23 protein-coding genes and 1 pseudogene are annotated in these 25,026 nt (G+C 67.6%); 5 read left to right on the forward strand and 19 right to left on the reverse strand.

From position 1 onward, the window contains the following. Window positions 1–27 precede the first annotated feature (27 nt). The 3 genes from IB230_RS08445 to IB230_RS08455 all read right to left on the reverse strand — a co-directional run bounded on the left by IB230_RS08445 (window position 28) and on the right by IB230_RS08455 (window position 5,320). Window positions 28–1,638, reverse strand: coding sequence for a hypothetical protein (locus IB230_RS08445; protein WP_192270886.1), 1,611 nt, complete (start codon window positions 1,636–1,638; stop codon window positions 28–30). Between the two features lie 186 nt (window positions 1,639–1,824). Continuing rightward, a complete protein-coding gene (locus tag IB230_RS08450; RefSeq protein WP_192270888.1) occupies window positions 1,825–3,429 on the reverse strand; it encodes a hypothetical protein in 1,605 nt (534 codons plus the stop codon). Window positions 3,430–3,763: 334 nt separating this feature from the next. Next, on the reverse strand, window positions 3,764–5,320 hold the full coding sequence (locus tag IB230_RS08455) for a hypothetical protein (RefSeq protein WP_192270900.1): 1,557 nt from the start codon (window positions 5,318–5,320) through the stop codon (window positions 3,764–3,766). Between the two features lie 34 nt (window positions 5,321–5,354). Here IB230_RS08455 and IB230_RS08460 point away from each other — a divergent pair, with 34 nt between their 5' ends. Next, complete coding sequence (locus IB230_RS08460; protein ID WP_192270901.1) at window positions 5,355–5,645, forward strand: hypothetical protein; 291 nt, start codon at window positions 5,355–5,357, stop codon at window positions 5,643–5,645. A 15-nt stretch (window positions 5,646–5,660) separates the two neighbouring features. On the opposite strand, the gene IB230_RS08465 is transcribed toward IB230_RS08460, so the two are convergent. Next, window positions 5,661–7,277, reverse strand: coding sequence for a hypothetical protein (locus IB230_RS08465; protein ID WP_192270902.1), 1,617 nt, complete (start codon window positions 7,275–7,277; stop codon window positions 5,661–5,663). Window positions 7,278–7,418: 141 nt separating this feature from the next. Between IB230_RS08465 and IB230_RS08470 the strand changes: the two genes are divergently transcribed. Next, window positions 7,419–7,874: a nucleoside deaminase gene (locus IB230_RS08470; protein ID WP_192270903.1), complete on the forward strand. Its 456-nt coding sequence runs from the start codon at window positions 7,419–7,421 to the stop codon at window positions 7,872–7,874. Between the two features lie 13 nt (window positions 7,875–7,887). Here IB230_RS08470 and IB230_RS08475 read toward each other — a convergent pair whose 3' ends face one another. The 13 genes and pseudogenes from IB230_RS08475 to IB230_RS08535 form a co-directional block, all read right to left on the reverse strand. Beyond that, complete coding sequence (locus IB230_RS08475) at window positions 7,888–8,352, reverse strand: DUF2269 domain-containing protein (RefSeq protein WP_192270904.1); 465 nt, start codon at window positions 8,350–8,352, stop codon at window positions 7,888–7,890. Further along, complete coding sequence (locus IB230_RS08480) at window positions 8,352–9,668, reverse strand: DoxX-like family protein (RefSeq protein WP_192270906.1); 1,317 nt, start codon at window positions 9,666–9,668, stop codon at window positions 8,352–8,354. Before IB230_RS08480 ends, IB230_RS08475 begins: the two co-directional genes overlap by 1 nt. 39 nt (window positions 9,669–9,707) lie before the next feature. Next, complete coding sequence (locus tag IB230_RS08485; protein WP_192270908.1) at window positions 9,708–10,046, reverse strand: zinc ribbon domain-containing protein YjdM; 339 nt, start codon at window positions 10,044–10,046, stop codon at window positions 9,708–9,710. Between the two features lie 94 nt (window positions 10,047–10,140). After that, window positions 10,141–11,529: an ATP-dependent protease ATPase subunit HslU gene (gene hslU / locus IB230_RS08490; protein ID WP_192270909.1), complete on the reverse strand. Its 1,389-nt coding sequence runs from the start codon at window positions 11,527–11,529 to the stop codon at window positions 10,141–10,143. Between the two features lie 46 nt (window positions 11,530–11,575). Continuing rightward, window positions 11,576–12,127, reverse strand: coding sequence for an ATP-dependent protease subunit HslV (gene hslV / locus IB230_RS08495; protein ID WP_192270910.1), 552 nt, complete (start codon window positions 12,125–12,127; stop codon window positions 11,576–11,578). Window positions 12,128–12,201: 74 nt separating this feature from the next. Next, window positions 12,202–13,092, reverse strand: a pseudogene (gene xerC, locus IB230_RS08500) (tyrosine recombinase XerC); the annotation flags it as partial. Between the two features lie 17 nt (window positions 13,093–13,109). After that, a complete protein-coding gene (locus IB230_RS08505) occupies window positions 13,110–13,784 on the reverse strand; it encodes a DUF484 family protein (protein WP_192270913.1) in 675 nt (224 codons plus the stop codon). Further along, the gene (dapF, locus tag IB230_RS08510; RefSeq protein WP_225589303.1) at window positions 13,781–14,611 is read right to left on the reverse strand and encodes a diaminopimelate epimerase; all 831 of its coding nucleotides are present in this window, start codon (window positions 14,609–14,611) and stop codon (window positions 13,781–13,783) included. The genes IB230_RS08505 and dapF overlap by 4 nt, the downstream gene beginning before the upstream one ends. 25 nt (window positions 14,612–14,636) lie before the next feature. Then, entirely contained in the window at window positions 14,637–14,846 is a 210-nt protein-coding gene (locus IB230_RS08515) for a lipoprotein (RefSeq protein WP_192270916.1), read from the reverse strand. 41 nt (window positions 14,847–14,887) lie between these two features. Further along, a complete protein-coding gene (locus IB230_RS08520; protein ID WP_192270918.1) occupies window positions 14,888–15,349 on the reverse strand; it encodes a YbaN family protein in 462 nt (153 codons plus the stop codon). A 194-nt stretch (window positions 15,350–15,543) separates the two neighbouring features. Next, window positions 15,544–17,715 carry a S9 family peptidase gene (locus tag IB230_RS08525; protein WP_225589309.1) on the reverse strand — a complete coding sequence of 724 codons (2,172 nt, stop codon included), beginning with the start codon at window positions 17,713–17,715 and terminating at the stop codon, window positions 15,544–15,546. Between the two features lie 66 nt (window positions 17,716–17,781). Beyond that, window positions 17,782–19,887, reverse strand: a complete 2,106-nt coding sequence (locus IB230_RS08530; protein ID WP_192270920.1) for a prolyl oligopeptidase family serine peptidase — start codon at window positions 19,885–19,887, stop codon at window positions 17,782–17,784. Between the two features lie 76 nt (window positions 19,888–19,963). Next, window positions 19,964–20,278 carry a hypothetical protein gene (locus IB230_RS08535; RefSeq protein ID WP_192270922.1) on the reverse strand — a complete coding sequence of 105 codons (315 nt, stop codon included), beginning with the start codon at window positions 20,276–20,278 and terminating at the stop codon, window positions 19,964–19,966. Window positions 20,279–20,418: 140 nt separating this feature from the next. Here IB230_RS08535 and IB230_RS08540 point away from each other — a divergent pair, with 140 nt between their 5' ends. Further along, on the forward strand, window positions 20,419–21,003 hold the full coding sequence (locus IB230_RS08540) for a lipocalin family protein (RefSeq protein WP_225589311.1): 585 nt from the start codon (window positions 20,419–20,421) through the stop codon (window positions 21,001–21,003). 108 nt (window positions 21,004–21,111) lie between these two features. Here the strand turns inward: IB230_RS08540 and IB230_RS08545 are convergent, their stop codons facing one another. Continuing rightward, window positions 21,112–22,083, reverse strand: coding sequence for a YafY family protein (locus IB230_RS08545; protein WP_192270924.1), 972 nt, complete (start codon window positions 22,081–22,083; stop codon window positions 21,112–21,114). A gap of 323 nt (window positions 22,084–22,406) precedes the next feature. Between IB230_RS08545 and IB230_RS08550 the strand changes: the two genes are divergently transcribed. Both IB230_RS08550 and IB230_RS08555 read left to right on the forward strand, forming a co-directional pair. Next, complete coding sequence (locus tag IB230_RS08550) at window positions 22,407–23,024, forward strand: hypothetical protein (RefSeq protein WP_192270926.1); 618 nt, start codon at window positions 22,407–22,409, stop codon at window positions 23,022–23,024. Between the two features lie 141 nt (window positions 23,025–23,165). Beyond that, a complete protein-coding gene (locus IB230_RS08555) occupies window positions 23,166–24,083 on the forward strand; it encodes a DUF481 domain-containing protein (RefSeq protein WP_225589313.1) in 918 nt (305 codons plus the stop codon). A 6-nt stretch (window positions 24,084–24,089) separates the two neighbouring features. Here the strand turns inward: IB230_RS08555 and hemC are convergent, their stop codons facing one another. Then, window positions 24,090–24,998 (reverse strand): hydroxymethylbilane synthase, encoded by a 909-nt coding sequence (gene hemC / locus IB230_RS08560; protein WP_192270928.1) that lies wholly within the window; start codon window positions 24,996–24,998, stop codon window positions 24,090–24,092. Window positions 24,999–25,026: the final 28 nt, after the last annotated feature.

The following is a 25,026-nucleotide window of genomic DNA, read 5'->3' on the forward strand; positions in this document are numbered from 1 at the left end:
TCGCACTACCCGCCGGCCGCGGTCCGTTCACCGTTCGGACGACGCGCAGGCCGCCGATGCCGGCCATCGCCGTGCCAGCAGGCCGCAGATGCTCCCCATGTGCGGACGCTTGCCCGCTGGTATGCCGGCATCCATGCGTCCCGTCGCCACAGGCGTGGCGGACAAGGCAGGCAGGCTGCGTTCCAGCGCAGGCGCGGGCGTGCTCATGACGCGTGGACGTGGCCCGATACGCACCCGGAAACCCGTGGGTGTCGAGGCCACCACCGAGACCCAGTGCCGGCCATCCGGTGTATTCCATTGCTCTCCCACCTTCAGCATCGAGCCTTCGTTGCCCGACAGGTCGGCAGGCGGTGTGTCGGTGTCGACACTGTAGGCCACACCGTTGCCGCCTACCCGATGCAGGATCACTGCATCGCCGGCCAGCGAGGACTCGTAGGCTCCGCTGCGACGCCTGGCTTCCACCGTGTAGAACTCGGCCTGGTAGGGGTCGGGCTGTGCCGCACCGGCCAGCACCACCAGCTGCACCTGGCTGGATGCCGCCACACTGCCCGCCTCCAGCACGATGTCGTGGGTCGCCTCGTTGTCCGCCGGCACGACCTGCTTGCGTGCCGCTGGAACCCATCCCAGGCGATCCCGCTGGTGCATAGCCAGGTGCTTGGGCAGCAGGCCCAACACAGGATCTGTGGTGGCATGGCGCCAGGCATCGCTCATCAGGTCCCACGGGTTGTCGTGGGTATCGGCATCGCCATCGGAGTTGTCCGAATGCGGCAACCCGTAACCGTGCCCCATCTCATGCGCCAGGCTGGCGATGTTGTCCGACGCCCACGGCGGACTCCAGGTCGCACGGGTGCAGGCATACACGCCCTCGAGCAGGCCGCAGGCCCCGCCTCCCCATGCGCGACCATCGAGTTCGCCGTTGAACACCAGATTGATGCCCTGCACGTGGCGGAAATCGACATCCGCTTCCGCCTGTGCGACGCAGTCGTTGAACAGGCGCGACAGGTCGGCGCGAGGCTTCCCCGCAATCCCGGTGATGTAGTCGGACCTCACCGCCGGCAACGTGTACCACCCGTATGCCGCGCTGCCGGCCAGATCGATGGCGCCCTGGGAGACTTCCGACCAGTAGTGGCCCAGTTGGCCCGGCGCGTTGCCGTACTGTGCCTGGAAGAACGCACGCGTTTTCGGTTCCACCGCCATGTCGGCGAACTTGCACATCAGCGTCACCCAGCGGGTGCCGCCCACCAAGGGCTCGGCCATCGCAATACGTCCACCGGCGTCGCGTGCGGTGGCGCGTTGCGGCAGGCGTCCGACCGGCACGATCGCCTCGATGGCGGGATCCGCCGCGATGCTCCCCCGCGGCCGGTAAGACACGGCCACACGCCGGTTCGACAATGCGGAAAGATCGCCCGCCGCGCGCGTGGCCTCGGCCTCGTCCAGCCGATAGCGCAGGCCCGGCCCGAGCTCCAGCCAGGCCTCAATCGTGGGTGGCACCGTCACATGGCCCTGGGGCGCAGCGCGTGCATCGCCCCACCGCAGCTGCAGCGTGCCCTGCACGATGTCGCGCGCCATGGCGTGCGTGTTCAGACAGGCACCGACCACCAGCATCACGACACCTGCGAGGGCCGGACGGACGGTCATTTTCCCAGTTCGCTGCGATCCCACGTCGGTCTCCCTGTCGTGACATCACACTCACGATCTAAGCTTTATCGCGATCCGGCGTCCAAGCAGGAAACCGGTCGCATGACCGGTGCCACCGCTTGTTCCAATCCGCGATGCAGCGCACGTTCCGACGGTTTCCGCCCACCCCACACCCCTCCAGATCCATCACCGGGTCAGCAAGGCGCACACCATCGGCATCCGCAGGAGACGTGGCATGCGCTCGCATCCGCGTGATCGTGGCGCCGAAGCGGCTGCGGTGCGCGTGACGACCGCAGACGATGCCGCAGACGGCAGCGTCCTGAGCGCCGCGCCCGTCTGCGGCTTGCCGGCGCCTTGCAGCAGGGCAGGCGTCGGGGCGCTCATCGCGCGCGGACGCGGCCCCACCCGTACCACGAAACCTTGCGCCGTCTCCGAGACCACCTGCACCCAGTGGCGCTCATCGGGGGTACTCCATTGCTCGCCCACCTTCAGCATCGAACCTTCGTTGCCGGAGAAATTCGCCGCCGGCGTGTCGGTATCGACACTGCGGGCGATGCCGTAGTCCTCGATCCGATGGATGATCACCGCATCGCCCGCCAGCGCAGACTCGTAGAGGCCATGACGACGACGCGCCTCCAGCGTGTAGATGACGGTCTTGTAGGGATCCGGTTGCGCCGGCATCGCCAGTACCAGAAGCTGCACGCCACCGGTGCCTTCCATGCCTGCCGCGTCCAGCACGATCTCGTGCGTGTCGCGGTTGTCCGAGACGAGGACGTGCTTGCGATCCGGCGCCACCCAACCCAGCCGTTCGCGCTGGTAAGCGCTCAGGTACTTCGGCAGCAAACCGTAGGTCGTATCGGTGACGGCCCCGCGCCAGGCATCGCTCATCAGGTCCCAGGGATTGTCGTAGGTGTCGTTGTCGCCGTCGGAGTTGTCCGAGTGCGGCAACCCGTAGCCGTGCCCCATCTCGTGCGCGAGCGGTGCCAGGTTGTTGAACGACCACGGCGGATTCCACGTCGCACGCGTGCAGGTGTAGCTGCCATCGAGCATCGCGCAGGCGCCTCCGCCCCATGCACGGCCATCGAGTTCGTCGTTGAACATCAGGTTGACGCCCTGCGCACCACCGAAATCGACCGCCGCATCGGCCTGTGCGGTGCAGTCGGCGAACAGCAGCGACAGGTCCGCCCGTGGCCGGCCCTCGACGATCGCGACATAGGCCGATCTCGGCTTCGGCAGCGTGTACCAGCCGTGCGCACTGCTGCCTTCCAAGTCGATCGCGCCTTGCGAAACGACGGACCAGTAGTGGCCCAGCTGGCCCGGCGCGTTGCCGTACTGGGACTGGAAATAGGCGCGTGGCTTCTGCTCGGCGGCGACATCGGCGAACTTGCACATCAGCGTGATCCAGCGCGTACGGCCGATCATCGGCGCCGCCGCCATCACCCGACCATCCTTGCCCACGGCCAACGCGCGCTGCGGCACCCGATCCGCCGGCACGATGGCGCTGATCGCCGGTGCGGGGCCGGAGACGGACATCAGCTTGTCCGCTGAGGCCGTGTTCCCGCGCGTGTCGTAGGACACCGCGACCCGGCGGTTCGCCAGCGCATACAGGTCGCCTGCCGCCCGTCGGGCCTGCGCCACGTCCAGCCGATAGCGCTTGCCGGGGCCTGCATCCAGCCATGCTTCGAACGGCGATGACGACGGCGCAACGCCTTGCGGTGCGCGCGGTGCGTCGCCCCACCGCAGTTGGAGCACGCCATGCACGACATCGTCCCGCTGCGTGTCGATCGCCATCGCCCCACCCGCAAACAGGCACGCCACGAGCGCACAGCACCGCGCGACCGCGCGCCGCGCGGCCCCATTGTTCACGCCCATCATTCACTCCGAGTTCGCGCAGTGACGCGCGACTACTCGGGACATCGCCAAGACGCGTCCAATGCGGCAAGCGGATCCGCGTTTTCGGCGGCGACATTCCGTTTCTGGAATGCACGTCGATCTTCGTCTGCGCTGCTTTGCGCATTCCGTCGGAACGCATACGAATGCGGCCGTGTCCGCTCCTCGCACGTCCTGTCACATGGGAATGCGATTACATCGACACTCTCTGCTCAAGATCGAAGCCACGCCACGCTCAGCGCTCGAGCAGCGCGCAGACAGGGGCCAGCCGCAACAGGGTCGGCAACGCATCGCAGCCGCGCCGACGCGCCACCTGCGGCCGGGCAGCCGGCGCGGGGCTGGAAGGGCGTGGCGTCGCGGGAGACGACGACGCCACCGGCGTCGGGCGCACCAGCACGGGAGCCGGGGAGCTCATGGCGCGCGGACGGGGACCGACCCGCACCACGAATCCCTGCGCGGTGGCGGACACCACTTCCACCCAGTGCAGTTCGTCCGGCGTGCTCCAGCGCCCTCCCACCTTCAGCATCGAGCCTTCGTTGCTGGAGAAGTTCGCGGCCGGCGTATCGCGGTCGACGCTGTAGGCGATGCCGTAGTCCTCGAGCCGGTGGATGATCACCGCATCGCCCGCCAGGTTCGCTTCGTACGTGCCGGTGCGGCGGCGTGCCTCCAGGGTGTAGATCACGGTCTTGTACGGATCCGGCTGCGCCGGGAGGGCGAGCACCACCAGCTGCGTGTTGGCCGTCTTCATGACGCTTCCCGCATCCAGCACGAACTCCAGCGTCTCGCGGTTGTTGGCCGCCACGATGCGCTTGCGCGACGCCGGCAGCCAGCCCAGGCGCTCGCGCTGGTACATGTTCGGATGCTTCGGGAGCAGGCCGTAGGTCGCATCGGTGGTCGCGTGGCGCCACGCATCGCTCATGACGTCCCACGGATTGTCGTAGGTATCGCTGTCGCCGTCTGAGTTGTTGGAATGCGGCAGTCCGTAGCCATGACCCATCTCGTGCGCCAGCGGTGCGAGATTGGCGAACGACCACGGCGGACTCCACGTCACCCGCGTGCACGTGTAGGTGCCGTCCAGCGTGGCGCAGGCACCGCCGCCCCACGAATTGCCGTCGAGTTCGCCGTTGAACATCAGGTTGACGCCCTGGATGCCGGCGAAGTCGACGTCGGCATCGGCGGCCGACGCGCAATCGGAGAACAGTTCCGACAGCTGCGCCTTCTGCTTGCCGTTGACGTCCGCCAGGTAGGCCGAGCGCGGCTTCGGCAACGTGTACCAGCCGTGTGCGGAACTGCCCGCCAGGTTGATCTGCCCGTAAGAAACCTCGGCCCAGTAGTGGCCCAGCTGTCCCGGTGCGTTGCCGTACTGGTCCTGGAAGAAGCTGCGCGGCTTCTGCTCGGTCGCGATGTCGGCGAACTTGCACATCAGGGTGACCCAGCGGGTCGCACCGAGTATCGGTGCCGACGACATCACGCGTCCGTCCGCACCCATCGCGAGCGCACGTTGCGGCAGCCTGTCCGTCGGCACGATGGTGCTGATCGCCGGTAGCGCGCCGGAGGCGGACATGACCTTCGACGACGTCGCGATGCTCGTGCGCGTGTCGTACGACACCGCTACGCGGCGGTTCGCCAGCGCATACAGGTCGCCCGCCGCGCGCTGCGCCTGCGCCACGTCCAGCGCCACGCGCTGCCCGGGGCCCATGTCCAGCCAGGCGTCCAGCTGCGGCTGCGCCTGCACACGCCCCGGCAGCGCGCGCGGAGGATCCGCCCACTGCAGCTGCAATGTTCCCTGCACCACCGTTTCCGCCTTCAGAGGAAGGACGGGGAGGATGCATGCCAATACCGACATTCCAGCGACGAAGAGCGCCCGAACGCTCCTGCATCGCGTGTCGGCTGATCGGTGTTTGACCACGCGCGACCCCATTTGCAGCCGGCGGGTCGAGATGACGCCGCCATGGTCGGGGTGTCGGCAGGAAGCAGGAGGTCTTGAGGGGACTTTCGCGCGAATCGCGCTGGATGTTCCGAACTGCGATGCAGGTCAGGAATCGATCGCGAACATCATCGTCTTCCGTCCCGACAACGCGCACTCACGCGATGTCGGGGCGCACCGGAACATGTAGGGACATCCCCTACAGTCAGCGTTCGCGGATCGCACATGCGATGACAGGCGAGCGCATGCCGCCCGCGGTGCAGTGCGCGACGGTCGGCGTGCGCTCGCGTGCGCCGCCGGATACCGGCTGCGCGGCCGGCAAGGCGAGGGAAGATGGCGACACGGCATCCGGCTTCAATCGCGGCGGCAACGGCGTACTCATCACCCGCGCCTGCCCGACCGTCAGCACGAAGCCGGTCGCCGTCTGCGCCTTGACGGTGACCACGTGCGAACCCTCGGGCGTAAGCCAGCGCTCGCCTACCTTGAACATCGATCCTTCGTTGTTCGAACGGTTGGCGGGCGGCACGTCGGCATCGATGCTGTAGGCCGTCCCGGACCGCTCGACCTTGTGGATGATCACCGCATTGCCCGCCAGGCTGCCTTCGTACGGCCCCTCGCGCTTTCTCGCTTCCAGGGTGTACACCACGGTGGCATAGGGATCGGCCTGCGGCGACAGCGAGAGCACCAGCATCTGCACGTTCGTCGATCCGGCAATGTGCGCGTAATCGAGGGCGACATCGCGCGGCGCCTGGTCGCCGAGCGCCACGATCTGCTGGCGCGGTGCATCGACCCAGCTCAGCCGGTGGCGCTGAAAGATGTTGATGTGCTTAGGACGCGTACCGTACGTGGTATCGCCGACCGCATTCGACCAGCTGTCGCTCATCACGTCCCACGGATTGTCGTAGGTGTCGTCGTCTCCGTCGGAATTGTCGGAGTGCGGCAGGCCGTAGCCGTGCCCCATCTCGTGCGCGAGTGGCGCGAGGTTGCCGAACGACCACGGAGGATTCCACGTGACCCGCTTGCACAGGCGCGCGCCACGCACCGTGGCGCAGCTCTGTCCGCCCCAGGCGTAACCGTCCAGATTGCCGTTGAACATCATGTTGATGCCCACCGGCGCGGTGAGGTTGACCGTGTCCGGCGCGGCCGACGCGCAGTCGGCGAACAGTTTGTTGAGGTCCGCCTTGTCCTTGCCGTCCACCGTCGTGACGTAGGTGGATCGCGGATTCGGCAGCGTGTACCAGCCATGCGCCGTGCTGCCCGTTAGGTTGATCTTGTTGTACGACACCTCTCGCCAGTAGTGGCCCAACTGGCCCACGCCCTCGCCGTACTGGGACTGGAAGAAGGCCTGGTCCTTCTGTTCGTCCGCGATGTCGCTGAACTTGCACATCAGCGTCACCCAGCGCGTGGTGCCGCTGATCGGCGCCGCCGCCATCACGCGCGCGTTGGCGGCCTGCACGGATGCGGACGACGCCACGCGATCGGCGGGCACGATCGCCTCGATGGCCGGCATGGAGGACATGATGCGTCCTGCGGGCGCGAAGGCCACGGCGACGCGGCGGTTGGCCAGCACATACAGGTCGCCCGCGGCGAGCTTCGCCTGCGCCGGGTCGAGGCGGATGCGGGTCCCGTCGTCCTTCAGCAGCGAGGCGTTGAACTGCGGCGCAAGCCGCGGCTGTCCTTTCGCCGCAGGGGGTGGATCGCCCCATTCGAGGTGCAGCAATCCCTGTTCGATGGTCTGTGCGCGTGCGGCCGACATTGCACACATGACCAGCACCGCCATCGCCCACGCGCGGCACGGCGCCGCCCTGGCATCCTTCCCCATGATCTCCGACTCCCCGGGTTCCGGTGCGCCTTCCGCACCGCGTCCTGCGTTCTAACCGCTCGCCGGCGTATCCGCCGTGAGTGGCATCACATTCTCCAAGTGTGTGATCCTGCGCGCCCGACGTCGCCGACTTTCTTCCGCATGGACCACGCCATCGACTATCGCGCCCTTCTCCAGACCGCCATCGCCGAAGCCCGGCAGGGACTCGCCGAAGGCGGCATTCCCATCGGCGCCGCTCTCTACCATCAGGATGGGCGCCTGCTCGGCTGCGGCCACAACCGGCGCGTGCAGGAAGGCGACCCCTCCGTGCATGGCGAAACCGACGCGTTCCGCAAGGCCGGCCGTCAGCGTCGCTACCGCGACACGATCATGGTCACGACGCTGGCGCCCTGCTGGTACTGCAGCGGACTGGTGCGTCAGTTCAACATCGGTACCGTGGTGGTGGGCGAATCGGTGACGTTCCGGGGCGGCATCGACTGGCTGCGCGAGTCCGGCGTCAACGTCGTCGACCTGCAGAGCCAGGAATGCATCGATCTGCTCGGCGGCTACATCCGCGCCAATCCCGAGGTGTGGAACGAGGACATCGGCGAGGACTGAGCGCCAGGTATCCTCAGGACGGTTTCGCCACCATCAGCCAGAAGATGGCGATGACACTGATGAAGGCAGGCCAGCCCAGCCAGAACCACCACCGCATCGCGCGGTGGTAAGCCGGCGGCAGCGGCGCGCCGGAGGACGCCGCCTGCGACGCGAGATCGCGCGCACGGACCTGCAGCCACAGCACCGGCAACCAGCAGGCGCCGATCACGAAGAAGAGCACCAGCGCCGTCTTCACCCAGAACACGTCCAGCGGCAGGCCAAGCAGGTGCGTCAGCCACAGGCCGGTGCCCAGTTGCACCACCACGGCGGGCGCCGTGAAGCACGCATCGGCGATCACCACCGTACGCGCCGTGGCCGCGATGACGCGGGCATCGCCGCGCAGGTGTGCCAGCCACATGAAGAAGGCGATGCCCAGGCCCGTGCCGAACAGCAGGGTCGAGGCGAGGATGTGGATCCACTTCACCCACAGGTACGTCATCAGCGGCGCTCCGTCAGGACCCACAGCACGGCCAGGGCCGGCAGCAGCACCAGGTTCTTCGCCAGTCCGCCCAGCGGGTCCCACCAGAGCGCCGGCACGGCGGTGCCGAGCACCAGCGTATAGGCGAGCAGCAACAGCAGCATCGCGGAGACCGCGGCACGGGGGCGCCAGCCGCTGGCCAGCCACAGTCCGAGCAGCAGGTCGGCCACGCCACCACCCCGGGCCAGCAGCACAGGACTCATCGCATCCAGCGGCGTGCCGGCGGACAGGCGCCGGATATCGGCCGCCGGGGTTAGGAAGCCGGCCAGCGCCGACAACAACCAGAGCGCCACCACCGACCATCGCAAGGCGGGCGCAAGGAAATAGAGCTGCGCCTGCCAACGGTCCTGCACCTGGCTCGGCGCCGATGCGAGCGCATCCTCCAGCGTGCGCGGCCGCATGCCGAAATCGGCCGCCAGCCGCTCGCCCGCATCCGGCGCCGTCGTGTTGCCACGCTGGAGCATGCGCCACATCGTGCGTCCCACCGGACCGCGCCCAAGCGCTTCCATCGCGGTGACGGCAAGCGACACCGCGGCTTCGGGCACGGCGACGACGCGCTCTCCCGGAACCCGCAACCAGCGCCGCCACTGCCCCTGGTAGTCGCGCAACGAGAGCGGTGCGGGACCGCCCACATCGTAGATGCCGGTGACGGTGCCCGACACCGCGCGCGCGACCAGTTCCCCGAGGTCTTCCGCCGCCAGCGGCTGCACCTGCCAGCGCCCATCGCCCGGAAGCCATTGGAAGCCGGGGAATCCCGCCAGCGCACGCAGCAGCGAGGTGCCGCCATACGAACCGCTGACCGAATACACCACCGAGGGACGGAGCACGACGGACGATAATGCGAGGCCGCCGAGTCGCTCGTCGAAACGATGCTTGGAGGCGATGAACGGACCGTCTTCCGGAAGGCCGAGGGCCGAGACCTGCACGAAACGGCAGACGCCGCGCGCCACGCAGGCCTGCGCGAGCGCGAGGGGCGCGTCGACGTGGATAACCTCGAATGTCTGGCCACCCTCCTCGCGCAGGATGCCGGCAGCGTTGACGACGGCATCCACGCCATCGAGCAGCGGGATCCAGTCGTCCGCCCGCACCATCGCCTGCAGGTCGCAGGCGCGTTCGTCGTCCGCGAGCGGCCGTCCTCTGGCTCGCACGGCCCGCAGCACGCGCCAGCCGTGCCGGCGGAGCGCGGCCACCAGATAGCCGCCGATGAAACCCGCGCCTCCCACCACCAGCACGGTCCGACCCGCGTTGTCCGGCGATGCCTGCGGGAGGTTTTCCATGCGGTCTTCCGTGTCCGTCGAGAGAGGGAGAAACGCGGGTCAGGCCTTGCGCACGAACTCCGACTTGAGCTTCATCGCGCCGATGCCGTCGATCTTGCAGTCGATGTCATGGTCGCCATCGACCAGGCGGATGTTCTTGACCTTGGTGCCGACCTTCACCACCAGCGACGAGCCCTTGACCTTCAGGTCCTTGATCACGGTGACGGTATCGCCGTCCTGCAGCAGGTTGCCGTTCGCATCCTTGATGACGCGTTCGTCGTCGCCGCTGCCTGGTGCCTCGGCGGACCATTCGTGTCCGCATTCCGGACAGACCAGCTGGGCGCCGTCCTCGTAGGTGTAGACGGAAGCGCACTGGGGACAAGGAGGCAACGTACTCATCGAAACCGGGAGGTAAAAACAGGTGCATCGATTGTAACCGACGGAGCGATGCCCTTCCGAAGCGAAGAACCCGCCTTGCGGCGGGTTCGTGGCATCACAGGATGTAGCGGCTCAGGTCCGGATCCTGCACCAGTTCGCCAAGATGCGCGTCGACATACGCGCGATCGATGGTGATGCTCTGGCCATCGCGATCGGGCGCCTCGTAACTCAACGTATCCAACAGGCGTTCCAGCACGGTGTGCAGGCGTCGCGCGCCGATGTTCTCCTGGCGCTCGTTGACCAGCGCCGCGATCTCGGCCAGGCGGTCGACGGCGTCGTCGGTGAAGCGCAACGCGACGCCCTCGGTCTTCATCAGCTCCACGTACTGCCTGGTCAGCGCCGCCTTGGGCTCGGTGAGGATGCGGATGAAATCCTCCTTGCTCAGCGCCGACAGCTCCACGCGGATCGGGAACCGGCCCTGCAGCTCGGGAATCAGGTCGCTGGGCTTGGCCAGGTGGAACGCGCCCGAGGCGATGAACAGGATGTGGTCGGTCTTCACCGTGCCGTACTTGGTCGACACGTTGCTGCCTTCCACCAGCGGCAGCAGGTCGCGCTGCACGCCTTCGCGGCTGACGTCGGCGCCGCTCATGTTGCCGCTGCGCTTGGCGACCTTGTCGATCTCGTCGATGAAGACGATACCGTGCTGCTCGCACGACTCGATGGCGGCGGCGCGGATATCGTCCTCGTTGACCAGCTTCGCGGCTTCTTCCTCGACCAGCTGCGGGCGCGCGGCCTTGATGGTCACCGTACGCTTGTGGGTCTTGGCGCCGCCCAGGCTGGAGAACATCTGCCGCAGTTGCTGGCCCATTTCTTCCATGCCTGGCGGGGTCATGATGTCGACACCGACGTTGGCCGCCAGCTCCAGTTCGATCTCGCGATCATCGAGATCGCCGTTGCGCAACTGACGGCGCAGCTTCTGCCGGGTTTCCGACTCCTTCGACGAAGGCTCTGCACCGATGTCGACCGTCGTGGTGCTGGCACCGAAGCCGAACCCGTTGCCACCTGCGGCATCACGTCGCGGCAGCAGCGCATCCAGGATGCGGTCTTCGGCGCGCTCCTCCGCCTGCGTGCGCATGCGCGCCTTGGCCTGCTCGCGGTACATCTTCACCGCGGTGTCGGCCAGGTCGCGGACGATCTGCTCGACGTCCTTGCCCACGTAGCCGACTTCGGTAAAGCGGGTAGCTTCCACTTTCACGAACGGCGCATTGGCCAGCGTCGCCAGCCGGCGCGCGATCTCGGTCTTGCCGACGCCCGTCGGGCCGATCAGCAGGATGTTCTTGGGCATCACTTCGTTGCGCAGCCCGGCATCGAGTTGCATGCGGCGCCAGCGGTTGCGCAGCGCGATGGCGACCGCGCGCTTGGCGGCGTGCTGGCCGACGATGTGGCGGTCGAGCTCCTGCACGATTTCGCGCGGGGTCATGGTAGAGGACGTGGTATCGGTCATGGCTTTGCGATAGGAAGAGGGGGGACGGAACGTGCGGCGTCGCGGCTCAGAGCTCTTCGACGACGACGTTGCGGTTGGTGTAGATGCAGATGTCGCCGGCGATGTTCAGCGACTCGACGGCGATGGCTTTCGCGTCCAGCTCCGTGTGCGCCAGCAACGCGCGCGCAGCGGAGAGCGCGTAGGAACCGCCGGAACCGATCGCGATGATGCCGTCCTCCGGCTCGATGACGTCGCCGGTGCCGCTGATGATCAGCGAGGTTTCCTTGTCGGCGACCGCGAGCAGCGCCTCGAGCTTGCCGAGGCGGCGCTCGGTGCGCCAGTCCTTCGCCAGTTCCACGGCCGCACGCGTCAGCTGCCCGTGCTTCTCCAGCTTGGCTTCAAACAGCTCGAACAGCGTGAATGCATCGGCTGCAGCGCCGGCGAAGCCCGCCAGCACCTGGCCGTCACGGCCGAGCCGGCGCACCTTGCGCGCATTGCCCTTCATCACGGTGTGGCCCAGCGTCACCTGGCCGTCGCCGGCGACCGCAACATGGCCGTTACGGCGGACGGAAAGAATGGTGGTGGCGTGGAAGACGTTGGGATTCTGACTGGGGTCCATGGAGGCCTCCGGGGTGTTCCCACAGAGGTGGGGACGCCGATTCCGCGTTCAAGCATGACCTTCGACGTACCGGTTCAGCCCTTCTTGCGCTTCGCCCGTGGATGCGCCGCGTCGTACACCTTGGCCAGGTGCTGGAAATCCAGGTGCGTATAGATCTGGGTGGTGGCGATGTCGGCGTGGCCCAGCAGTTCCTGCACGCCGCGCAGGTCGCCGGACGACTCCAGGATGTGGCTGGCGAAGCTGTGCCGCAGCATGTGCGGATGCACGTGCTTGAACAGGCCCTGCCGCTGCGCGAGCTGCTTGATGCGGATCTGCACGGCGCGCTGCGAGATCGGCCCGGCGCCACGGCCGGGGAACACGAAGCCCTCGTTCGCCGCTGGTCGTTCCTGGCGCCATTCGGCCAGCGCGTTGCGCGCGTGCGAGCCGACCGGCACCTTGCGCTCCTTGCTGCCCTTGCCGAGCACGATGACCATGCCGCCGGCCATGTCGAGGTCGCGCCAACGCAAGGCGCAGAGTTCGCTCAGGCGCAGACCGGAGGAGTAGAAGAGTTCGAGCAGCGCGCGATCACGCCTGCCCAGCGGCGCATCGGTCGGCACCTCCACCAGCCTGACGGCCTCGTCCGCATCCAGCACCTGCGGCAACTTGCGTGGCGCCTTGGGCGCGCGCAGCGCCGCGGCGGGACTGGCCGGGATGCGGCCATGCTTGAGCAGCCACTGGTAATAGCTGCGGCACGCGGACAACCGGCGCTGCAGGCTCTTCGGCGACAGGCCGCGCCGGTGCTCGCTGGCGACGAAGCCGCGCAGCTGTTCCGATTGCACGTCCGCAAGATCGGCGATGCCCTGGGACTGCGCCCACTCGGTCAACGCGCTGAGATCGCGGCGATAGGCATCCAGCGTGTGCGCGGACACGCGGCGCTCGACCTCGAGATGCGTAAGGAAGTCATCGACGGTGTGCATGCGCGCTTCCCGATGACGACGCGCGATCAGGCCTCGAACCGCTTCAGCGCCGTGACCAGCGTTTCGCCCATCATGCGCAGGAACAGCGTGCCCATGCCGGGATAGAAGCGGTTGCCGTCGCGGCTGCCGACGGCGACCAGGCCGATACCTGGAAGCGGCAGCAACGCCGATGACGCCACATCCTCGGCGCGCGCGCCGTACAGCAGCACGTGCTTCTCCGGCTGCAGGCGGCCACAGATCGGCTCGCCATCGCGCAGGCAGTCGCGGAACGGCGCCAGGTGCGGATTGTCCGCCGGCACCACCTGCAACCAGTCGCTTTCCTCCAGCCCGGCCACCGGCGTGAGCAGCACGATGCTGACGCGGTCGCCATTGAAGTCTTCGGCCAGCGATGCGGCCATCGCCCGCACGGTGTCGGCGGCGGAGCCCTGCTTCATCAGCGTCAATGCGAGCTGATGCGTACGGACGGCCAGGCGTTCGTTCTCCTGCGCATTGGCGAACAGATCGCCGAGGCGCCGGGACAACTCGCGGTTCTTGTCCCGCAGAACATCCAGCTGGTAGCTGGCCAGGGATGCCGTGGGGCCCTCGTCGCGCGGCACGACGAGGCTCAGCGCCAGGTCCGGGAACTGCTTCAGGAAGGTCGGGTGCCGCCGCAGCCACGCCGCGACGTCGTGGGCGCCCAGTTTTTCCAGTGTCTCGCTCATGCTTTCCATTCCCCTTCGAATACGAATGCCGCCGGCCCGGACATGATGACCGGCGCGTCGTCGGACGGCCAGCGGATGCGCAACTCGCCGCCCGGCAGCACGATGGCCACGTCGCGGTCCACCCGGCCGCGGTGGATCAGGACCGTCGCCGCGGCACAGGCGCCGCTGCCGCAGGCCAGCGTTTCGCCCACGCCACGCTCGTACACGCGCAAGCGGACGCGGTCGCGCGTCACCACCTCGGCGAAACCGACGTTGACCGACTCCGGGAAGTGCCGCGAGCGCTGCAGCAGCGGGCCGTAATGGTGGACGGGGGCGCCGTCGACGGAAGGCACCTCGATGACGGCATGGGGGTTGCCCATCGACACCGCGCCGAAACGCAGGCGCAGGCCTTCGTCCACATCGATGTCGTACTCCGCGCGCGCGTGCTCGAACCCCTGCAACGGGATGCGGGCCGGCACGAACTCGGGCACACCCATCGCGATGGCATAGCGGTGTGCGCCGATGCGCTCCACGGCATGCGTGGCCAGCGGACTGTCGACCTCGAACGTGTCGCCGTTCGCCGCGCCATCACGCACCAGCCAGGCCGCCACGCAGCGCGCGCCGTTGCCGCACTGCTGCGACGGCGAGCCATCGGAGTTCCAGATGCGGTACGCCGCGACCGAACCGGCGCTGCGCGGCGGCTCGATGGTCAGGATCTGGTCGCAGCCTATGCCCCGGTGACGGTCGGCGAGCGCCGCGGCAAGCGCGGCATCCGGTGGTGGCAGGCCGTCGCGCAGGTCCAGCACGACGAAATCGTTGCCGGCCCCGTGCATCTTGGTGAACCGCATCGCCGTGGACCGCGTGTGCGAGGGATCAGCCATTCCCGTCGGTGGCAGGCACCGTGGCGGGATCGATCGGGGGTTCCGGAGGCAGCGTGTCGCTGCTTGCCGGTGCGGCCTCGGCGGGCGCGGCAGGCGCCTCTTCGACCGGCTTCTCCGGCATGAACAGCGGGCCCTTGGCACCGCAGGCGGACAGGACCGCCATCAGGGCGGCGGCGAGGACAAGACGGGCATTCCGATTCATGCCGCGAGTATAGCCACAGCGCGATGAACGCCGATGGCCGTTTACCCGGCGCGCGGCGGCTCGGGACGCAGCCACAGCCAGGTACCCACGGCGGCCATGCACGCGATCGGCAGCGCCACCATCCACCAGCGGTGCGAACCCAGCCACAGCATCGCCACGAGCAGGACCGCGGTACTCGCCAGCATCGTCCATGTGGCGGCCCACTTGGCGCGACGCGAGACCGCACGATGCCGGTGCCAGTCGTGGATCATCGGACCGAAGCGCGGGTGCGTGACCAGATAGCGGTGCAGGCGCTCGGAGCCGCGCGACGCGGCATAGGCGGCGATCAGGATGAAGACCGTGGTCGGCAGCCCGGGGACGAACACGCCCAGGATGCCCATGCCGAGGCTGGCGTAGGCCAACAACCACCATGCCCAGCGGAAGCGCACCGGACGGGCGTCGGGCAGGTCACGCGGCGGCGGGGGAGAAGCATCGTGCACGGCGACCTTGTACCCCAAATCCATGGCGGACGGCGCAAATACGATTTGCGCGGATCGGACCACCGCGCCCCACCTTGCCATGACCTGCCACCCTCTCCCGACGACTCACCGGGTTATCGGTCGTGGCGGGGCAGACCTGAAGCCTCCTGTCCCGGCCAGCCCTGCCAGAACGCGAAGAGCCGGGTTGCCCCGGCTCTTCCTGTTCCCGACCGGCGCCGTTACTTCGACGCCACGCCCAGCTGGTCCAGCATGAAGGCGTACATCTCGGCCCGCTCGCGGTACTGGCGGAATCGGCCCGACTTGCCGCCGTGGCCTGCTTCCATGTTGGTGCGGAACACGACGGTTTCCTTGCTCGTGTTCAGGTCACGCAGGCGGGCGACGTACTTGGCCGGCTCCCAGTACTGCACCTGCGAATCCCACAGGCCGGTGCCGACGAACATCGCCGGGTAGGCCTTGGCCTGCAGGTTGTCGTACGGCGAGTACTTCAGGATGTAGTCGTAGTAACCCTTCTCTTCCGGGTTACCCCACTCGTCGTACTCGTTGGTGGTCAGCGGGATGCTGGGGTCCAGCATCGTGGTGACCACGTCGACGAAGGGCACCAGGGTCAGGATGACCTTGTACTTCTCCGGCGCCATGTTCGACACCGCGCCCATCAGCAGGCCGCCGGCGCTACCGCCCATCGCGGCGACGCGGTCCTTGGCCGCATAGCCTTCCTTCACCAGGTAGTCGGTGACGTCGATGAAGTCGGTGAAGGTGTTGATCTTGTTGTACAGCTTGCCGTCGTCGTACCAGGTACGGCCCATTTCCTGGCCGCCACGGATGTGCGCCAGCGCGTAGACCACGCCGCGGTCGAGCAGGCTGATGTTGGTGATGCTGAAGTTCGGATCCATCGACGAGCCGTAGCTGCCGTAGGCGTACTGCAGCATCGGCGCCTTGCCGTCGCGTGCCACGTCCTTGCGGTACACCAGCGTCACCGGGATCTTGGTCTTGCCGTCGCGGGCCGGCGCCCATACCCGTTCGGTCACGTACTTCGACGCGTCGTAGCCCGGCACGGGCTGCTGCTTCAGCTGGCGGCGTTCACCCGTCTTCGTATTGATCTCGTAGGTGGTCGCCGGCGTGGTCATCGACGTGTAGCTGTAGCGCAGCCAGTCGGTGCCGGTCTCCGTATTGGCCGACAGGCCCATCGAGTAGGCGGACTCGTCGGCCTTGACGTAATCGCTGCTGCCGTCGGCCTTGATCACGCGCAGGCTCTCCAGCGCATTGGCGCGCTCGGACACCACGCTGAAACCGTCGAACAGTTCGATGCCCTCGACGAACACGTCGTCGCGGTGCGCGATCCAGTCCTTCCAGTCCTTGCGCGAGGTCGAACCGGTCGGCGCGGTAACCACCTTGAAGTTGGTCGCGCCATCGGCGTTCGTGCGGATGACCCAGCGGTCGCCCAAGTGGTCGGCCTGGTACTCGACGTCGCGCTCGCGCGGCGCCAGCACGGTGAACACGCCAGGGCTGGCGGCCGGCGTGCAGCGCATTTCCGAGGACACGGTGCTTTCCACGCCGATGCAGATGAACTGATCGTCGCGCGTGCGGCCGATGCCCATGTAGAAGCTGTCGTCTTCCTCTTCGTACACCAGCTTGTCGTCGCTGAACGGCGTGCCCAGCACGTGCGACTTCACCCGCTTGCTGAGCAGGGTCTCCGGATCCTTGTCCACGTAGAAAAGCGTGCTGCCGTCGTTGGACCAGACCAGGTTCGGCTCGGCGTTGGTCACGGTGTCCGGCAGGATCTCGCCGGTGTCCAGGTCCTTGAAGCGGATCGTGTACTGGCGACGGCCGTTGGTGTCGTCGGCGTAGGCGAGCAGGCGGTTGTCCTGGCTGACCTCGTAGTCGCCGACGCTGTAATAGTCCTTGCCTTCGCCCAGCGCATTGACGTCCAGCAGCACCTGCTCACCGGCAAAGTCGCCGGCCGCGTTGGCCGCCTGGATCGACACCGCATCCACGCCCGGAGCGTCCTTGCGGCGCGCATGCACGGGGTAGTCCTTGCCGGTCACGAAGCGCGCGTAGTACCACCAGCCGCGCTCGCGGTACGGCACGCTGGCGTCGTCCTGCTTGATGCGCGCGACGACCTCGTTGTAAAGCTTGTCCTCCAGCGGCTTCAACGGCGCCATCACCGTGTCGGTGTAGGCGTTCTCGGCATTGAGGTAGGCGAGCATCTCCTTGTTCTCGCGCTTGTCGTCGCGCAGCCAGTAGTACTCGTCGTTGCGCTCGGCGCCGTGCGGCGCCTTGACCACGTGCGGCTTCTTGGCCACGTCGGGCGGGGTGGCGCTGGCGGCCAGGGCGGAGGTGATCGGGGTGCTCATCAGGACGGTCGCGGCAAGCAGGAAGGAGGTCGTCTTCATGGATGGGGTCCGGGAATGCGGGATGCAATGGCAGCGCCCCTCCGCAAGGGAGGGGCGCTGGGGGACTTACTTGGCCAGTTGTTGCCAGAGGAAGGTGTAGGCCAGTGCGCTCATGTGCGCGGCCTGGGCATTGTTCGCCGCGCCACCATGGCCGCCCTCGATGTTCTCGTAGTAGCGCACGTCCTTGCCGGCGTCGAGCATCATCGCCGCCATCTTGCGGGCATGGCCGGGATGCACGCGGTCGTCGCGCGTCGAGGTCATGAACAGGGTCGGCGGATAGTCCTTCTTCGCATCGAACAGGTGGTACGGCGAGAAGGTCTGGATGAATTCCCAGTCGGCCGTGTCGGGATTGCCGTACTCGGCCATCCACGACGCGCCGGCCAGCAGGTGGCTGTAGCGCTTCATGTCCAGCAAAGGCACCTGCACCACGACCGCACCGAACAGTTCCGGATACTGCGTCAGCATGTTGCCGGTCAGCAGGCCGCCGTTGCTGCCGCCCTGGATGCCCAGGTGCTTCGGCGAGGTGATCTTGCGCGCGATCAGGTCCTGCGCGACCGCGGCGAAGTCCTCATAGGCCTTGTGGCGGTTGGCCTTCAGCGCCGCCTGGTGCCAGCGCGGACCGTACTCACCGCCACCGCGGATATTGGCCACGGCGTACACGCCGCCCTTCTCCAGCCAGCCCTTGCCGACGCCACCGGAATAGCCCGGCGTCATCGAGATTTCGAAACCGCCATACCCGTACAGCAGGGTCGGCGTGCTGCCGTCGTACTTCAGGCCCTCGGGGCGCACGAGGAAGTACGGGATCTTGGTGCCGTCCTTGGAGGTGGCGAAGTGCTGCTCGATCTTCTTGCCGGAGGCGTCGAAGAACGCCGGCATCGACTTCAGCTGTTCCGGCTGCTTGCCCAGCTCGACCAGCGACAGCGTGGTCGGGGTCAGGTAGTCGGTGACGGTCATCCACACCGCATCGCTGTCGTCGCCGTCCACCGCGCTGACACTGACGGTGCCGAAGGACGGCGCGCCGACGAACTCGCTGCGCTTCCAGCCGGTCGCCGACGGCGTCAGCACGCTGAGCTTGTTCTTGACGTCGTCCAGCACGTTCAGCACGACGTGGTTCTTGGTGACGGACATGCCGGCGAGCGACGTGGTCATGGTCGGCTCGAACAGCACATCGAACGAGCGCTTGCCCGCCATGAAATCGTCGAACTTCGCCGCCAGCAGCGAGCCCGCGGCGTAGGTCTTGCCCTCGACGGTCCATGGCTCGCGCAGTTCCAGCGTCAGCCATTCGCGGAACGCGCCCTTGTTGGCCGAGTTCGGCGCATCGATCTTGGTGAGCGTGCCGTCCTTGCCGCGCAGGTACATCTCGTCGTTGTAGAAGGCCAGCGTGCGACTGACGAAATCGCGCTGGAACCCCGGCGTGTCGTCGTGGTACGCCGCGATGTACATGTCGTCCGGCTTGCCTTCGTAGACCACCTTGGCGCTGTCCAGCGGCGTGCCGCGCTTCCATTCCTTGACGATGCGCGGGTAACCGGAACTGGTCATGCTGCCGGCGCCGAAATCGGTGTACACGTAGACCGTGTCGGCATCCTTCCAGCCCAGGCCGCCCTTGGCCTCGGGACGATAGAAGCCGTCGGTCAGGAACTTCTTGTTGACCAGGTCGAACTCGCGGGTCTCGTCGGCATCCGCTCCGCCGCGCGACAGCGCGATCAGGCAGCGCGTGTAGTCGGGCTTGCGGCAGTCGGCGCCGTGCCAGACCCAGTTCTTGCCCTCGGCCTTGTTCAGCGCATCCAGGTCGAGCACGGTCTCCCACTGCGGCTGGGCCTTGCGGTACTCCGCCAGCGTGGTGCGGCGCCACAGGCCGCGCTCGTGCTGCTTGTCCTTCCAGAAGTTGTAATAGTGGTCGCCGATCTTCTGCACGCCGGGGATCTTGGCGTCGGAATCCAGGATGGCGCGGATGTCGGCTTCCAGCTCGCGGAACGCCGGCGTCGTGGCGATCTCGGCCTCGGCCTTGGCGTTGACCCCCTTCACCCAGTCGAGCTGTTTCTGGCCCTCGACGTCTTCCAGCCAGGCATACGGGTCGTTGGACACGTCAGCCTCCTTGGCGTGGGCAGGGGCGGACAGCGCGCCCGCAACAGCAAGGCCGGCGGCCAGGCAGGCATGGGTGAGTCTGGGCATCGGGAGTGGCTCCGGAGGTGCAGTTCATGAACATGTCACGCTAGCACAAGGCCCGGAGGCCACCCCCTGCCGAAGGTCAGGCCGCCCGCGGCAGGGCTGTCGTGCGGGCCCGGATCCGCCGCGCCTGCGGGCTGCGTCGGCGTCGCGCCGCCCCCGTCAGGCGAGTGCCGGTCGGCAGCCGGAAGCGGTGCAGCGCCCACCACGCCACGGCCGGCATGCCGACCAGCCACAGCGGCAACCAGCCCAGCCAGTCCGTGCTGGCCCGCGCCAGCGGCACCAGCAGCACCAGTGCCACGCCCGCCAGCACTGCCCGGCGCAGGACACGATCAAGATGAACATCGGGGCGGTCCGGGCGGACGGCATGCGGATCCTGGATCGAGAACGTGGCCATGGCGAAAGACTCCCTTGTGTGATGTCAGTACGCCGTCACACTCGCGCATGCGCATCTCATGGATTGCGACGTCACCGGTTACCATCTGCTCGCACCCTGATGACGCGCGTGTCGGTAAGACGGGGAGGAAGGAGTTCCACATGTCCATCGCGTTCCACTACCGCACGTTCCATCTCGCCCTGATGGTGCTGCTCCTGTGCCTCACGGCGGGTTGCGCCAGCCGTGGCGGCGCGCAGGCATCCCCCGATGCCATCGACCTGCCGCGCCTCATGGGCACCTGGCACGTGGTCGCGCACATCCCCTACTTCGCCGAGCGCGGACACGTGGCGGCACGCTACGAGTACGCGCTGCGCGATGCCGACAAGGTGGGCGTGACCTATCACTACCGTGAAGGTTTCGCGGCGCCCGAAGAACAGCGCGAGGCACGCGCCTCGGTCAAGGGCGACTCGGGCAACCGCGAATGGACGTTGTGGTTCGTCGGGGTGGTGCCGGCGAAGTGGCGCATCGTCGAGGTGGCCCCGGACTATTCGTGGGTGCTGGTCGACTACCCGGGGCGCGACATGGGCTGGATCCTCGCCCGCGACACCGTGATGGAGGATGCGCAGTACCAGGACCTGGTGAAGCGCGCCCGCGACCACGGCATCAACGCGCGCCAGCTGGTTCGTGTGCCGCAGGTGCCGGAACAGGTGGGCAAGCCCGGATTCGGCGAACCGAAGGGGCCGTGACGGCAACGGCAGAGGACAGCGTCCTGTGGGAGCGACGTCAGTCGCGATGACAGGTGGGGCGAACCGCAAAGCTTTGCGACTTATGTCGCCCCCACAACGACCACGGCGTTACTTCTTCTCGTAGTTCGACAGCGCCAGCTCCAGCAGCGCTTTCGCCTGTTCGCGCAACACCGCGGGCTCCACGATCTCGGCGTCGGCACCGTAGTGCAGGATGTCCATCAGCAGCTCGCGCGAGACGCTGTAAGGGATTTTCAGTTCGTAGCGGCCATCGGGCAGATGGCGGCCCTGCTGCTTGGAGTGCCATTGCTCGTCGGCGACCCAGCGCGCGGCCTTGGCACTGAACAGGATGGTCGCCCAGCCTTTCGGTTCGCCCGAGAAGATGCCGTAGCTCGAGGCCAGGTGCTGGTTCAGTTCTTCGTTGGGCAGGTCGCGCGCCGGCTCTTCGCCCAGTCGTGCATTGCCGACGCGATCGACGGCGAAGCTGCGTAGCCCGTTGCGTTCGTGGTCCCAGGCATCCAGGTACCAGTTGTCGCGGTAGTGGGTGATGCGTTGCGGCGACACCGTGCGCCGTGTGCGCTCGTCGGTGGAGCGCGCGCGATATTCGAACTGCAGTTGCTTGCGCTCCAGCACGGCGGAGGCGACGGTACGGAAGCTGGCTTCGTCGAGCTTGCGTCCGCGGTGCGGAATCACCCGCACGCGGTCGACCGGCCACTGGTCCACGCCGGCATGATCGGCCAGCAGGCCTTCGATGCGTTTCTGCAGCGGCGCCAGCGCGCCCGACAGCACGCCGCCCCCGGTACGCACCAGCAGCTGCTGCGCGGCGAGCAGCGCATACAGTTCCTCCGAACTCAGCCACAGGCCCGGCAGTTCGAAGCGGTCGCTTTCGGCGGCGTGGTAGCGGAAGCCCGCCTCGCCATCGCCCTCGATCGGTGCCATCAGTGCATCGCGCAGGTAGGCCAGGTCGCGATAGACGGTGGCGCGCGAGCAGCCCAGTTCCTCCTGCAGGCGCTTCACGGTGACCGGATAGCGTGCCGCTTTCAGGATGCGGTGCAGGGCGGTGATGCGTTCGATCTTGTCCATGGGTGGCACGGCAGGGGGCGTGCGCGGATTATCACCGACGGGTGGCCGTTTTCATCGCCTGCCCGCCGTTGGAACGGGTACAGGGGACATGCGCCGATGGCGCCTTGGGCCCGTGCGGTGCCTGGTGCCGCGGCGTGTCCTCGCCGCCGTGGCGCCCTCAACGCACGGACCCAAGGCGCCCTCGCCCGGGAGCACCGGCACGGGCGCCCCGTGCGAGCTCCAACCGGCAGGACGCCCGGGCCACGCTATCAGCGCGTGGACGGATAACTCCACATTCATCTCCGGCTCGACAGACTCCGCGCACGCGATGCGGAGATGACAGGATGTCAGCGGAGGGCCGGAGCCGTGCCATTGCGGCGGTGATCGTACTGGTGATCCATGGATCGGTGGCCTGGGTGCTGTTGCGAGCACCCGCCCGACATGCCGACGGGCGCGATGATCGATCCGTGCTGCGGGTGCGCTGGATCGAGTTGGCGCAGCCCGCGCCGCAACCATCCCTTCCGCCAGCGCGCGCGACAACGCCCCCACCCGACAACCATCCATCGCCGCCATCCGAGCGGGTGCCGCCATCGCAGGTGGCCACGGAACCGTCTCCCGAGGCGACGGTATCCCCCCGCGCGTCCGACTACCTGGCGCAAGGCGCGGCCTGGGCGGCGCAAACAGCAACGGCGGTGGATTTCCAGCCCGGACTGACGGCCAGCCGCACACCAGCACTTCCCGGAGGCGCAAACGGCGGCCGGTTCCGCATGCGCGAACCGACATCCCCCAAACGGACCGTCGAAAAAAGGATTGGATTGCTCTTCGGCGGACCCCACTACACCACCGATCCCTGCCCCCGGATGCATGAGAATGTGTACGGCCTGCTGCCCGATGCCAGCGATGAGGGCCGGCGACGGCTGGCATGGGAACTCCGCGAGTACCGGGAGCGCTGCCGACCGTGATGGCGATCCTGATCCAGGTCCGCTCGCATGGCAGAATGCATGTCGCAAACCTGAATCGGAACAAGCACTTGGGTTGTCGCACCGATGGGGCTTCCCTACCATGTAACCGGTTTCAGTCATTTCCCTCCCCCGAGATTCGCCATGCCTGCCCGGATGTCCCCTTCCCTGCTCGCCCTTGCCCTCATGATGGCGGGCGGCACGATCGAGGCGCACGCCGCCGACGTCCTTCTGCCGCGCAACGACAAGGCCACCGTGCCCCACTCCGGCAAGGGGTTCGGCAAGCAGGACGGCATGGCCGTGCCGGTCGTCGCCATGGCGGTACGCCCGATCCCGGAAGAGGTGCCGCCCCCACCGCCGCCCGCCCCGCCCACCCCGACGCTGACCGGTGGCGGCGAACTGGGCTTCGCGGCCGCGAGTGGCAACAGCAACAACGAAAGCTTCAACGGGCGGCTGGACCTCACCTACAACGACGGCGGCGCCTGGCGCCACAGCGCCAGCCTGTTCGGCCTGCACTCGCGCTCCGAATACACGCGCACACAAGAGGACGGCAGCGTTGTCCGCGACCGCCGCACCACCGCCAACCGCTACACGGTGACCGGCAACAGCGCCTACATGATGGATGACCGCGGGACGCTCAACACCTCGGTGCGCCACGAGCAGGACGACTTCGGCACCTATAGCCGGCAGCAGTCGGTCAGCCTCAGCTACGGCAACCGCGTGATCGAGAACGAGCGCGCGCACCTCGACCTGCAGGTCGGTCCGGGTTACCGGCGTGCCCACGACACCGTGGACGGACGCACCGAAGCCAGCTTCATCGGCCGTGGCCTGATCGACATGCGCTATGCCCTCAGCGAGAACACCGAGATCGTCAACAAGCTGCTGGTGGAGTCGGGCGAGTACAACACGTTCGCGCAGAACGACCTGGGCGTCTCGGTGACGATGAACTCGCACCTCGCATTGAAGGCCGGCTGGCAGGCCCGCCACAACAGCGACGTGGCGCCCGACATCAAGAAGACCGACACGCTGACCACCATGAACGTGGTCTACCGCTTCAAGTAAGGGCTGTCAGGCGAGGAACGCGCCCGCGCCCTGTTCGAGCAATTGCGCGGCGACGCGGCGCCCGAGCGCGTCGGGGTCGGCCGCCGGACCGCGCGCTTCGGCGCGGAGCACCTGGCCATCGGCGGCGGATCCCACCAGCCCCGACAGCACGAGATCGTCACCGACGCGCTGCGCGAATGCAGCGACGGGAACATGGCAGCTGCCATGCAGCGCGCGGTTCATCGCCCGCTCCGCCTCCACGCAGAGGCGGGTGGCGGCATCGTCCAGCACGGCGAACAACGCATGCGTGTCCGGGTCTTCGGCGCGGCACTCGACCGCGACCGCACCCTGCGCAGGCGCCGGCAGCCAGTCCGGCGCATCCAGCCGGGCACGGATGCGCGATGCGAAGCCGAGCCGCTGCAGGCCGGCACAGGCCAGGACGATGGCGTCGTATTCGCCCGCATCCAGCTTGGCCAGGCGCGTGTTGACGTTGCCACGCAGGTCGCGCAGTTCCAGGTCCGGGCGCAGCGCGCGCAACTGCGCCTGCCGGCGCAGCGACGACGTGCCTACGCGGGCGCCCTGCGGCAGTGCGGCGACATCGGCGTAGAGGGTGGAGACGAACGCATCGGCGGGATCGGCGCGGGTCAGGATGGCCGGCAGGGCGAACGGCCCCTCCAGTTCCATCGGCACGTCCTTGAGCGAATGCACCGCGCAATCGGCCTCGCCGCGCAACATGGCCAGCTCCAGTTCCTTCAGGAACAGGCCCTTGCCACCGATCGCCGCCAGCGACCGGTCCAGCACTTCGTCGCCACGCGTGCTCATCGGCACCAGTTCGACGACCAGACCAGGGTGCGCGGCGCGCAGGCGGTCGGCGACGTGTTCGCTCTGCCAGAGGGCGAGCGGGCTCTTGCGGGTGGCGATGCGCAGCGTGGTCATGCGGGCATTATCCCGCATGGGGCGGCGT

The organism is Pseudoxanthomonas sp. PXM01, assembly GCF_014851815.1.
GTDB lineage: Bacteria > Pseudomonadota > Gammaproteobacteria > Xanthomonadales > Xanthomonadaceae > Pseudoxanthomonas_A.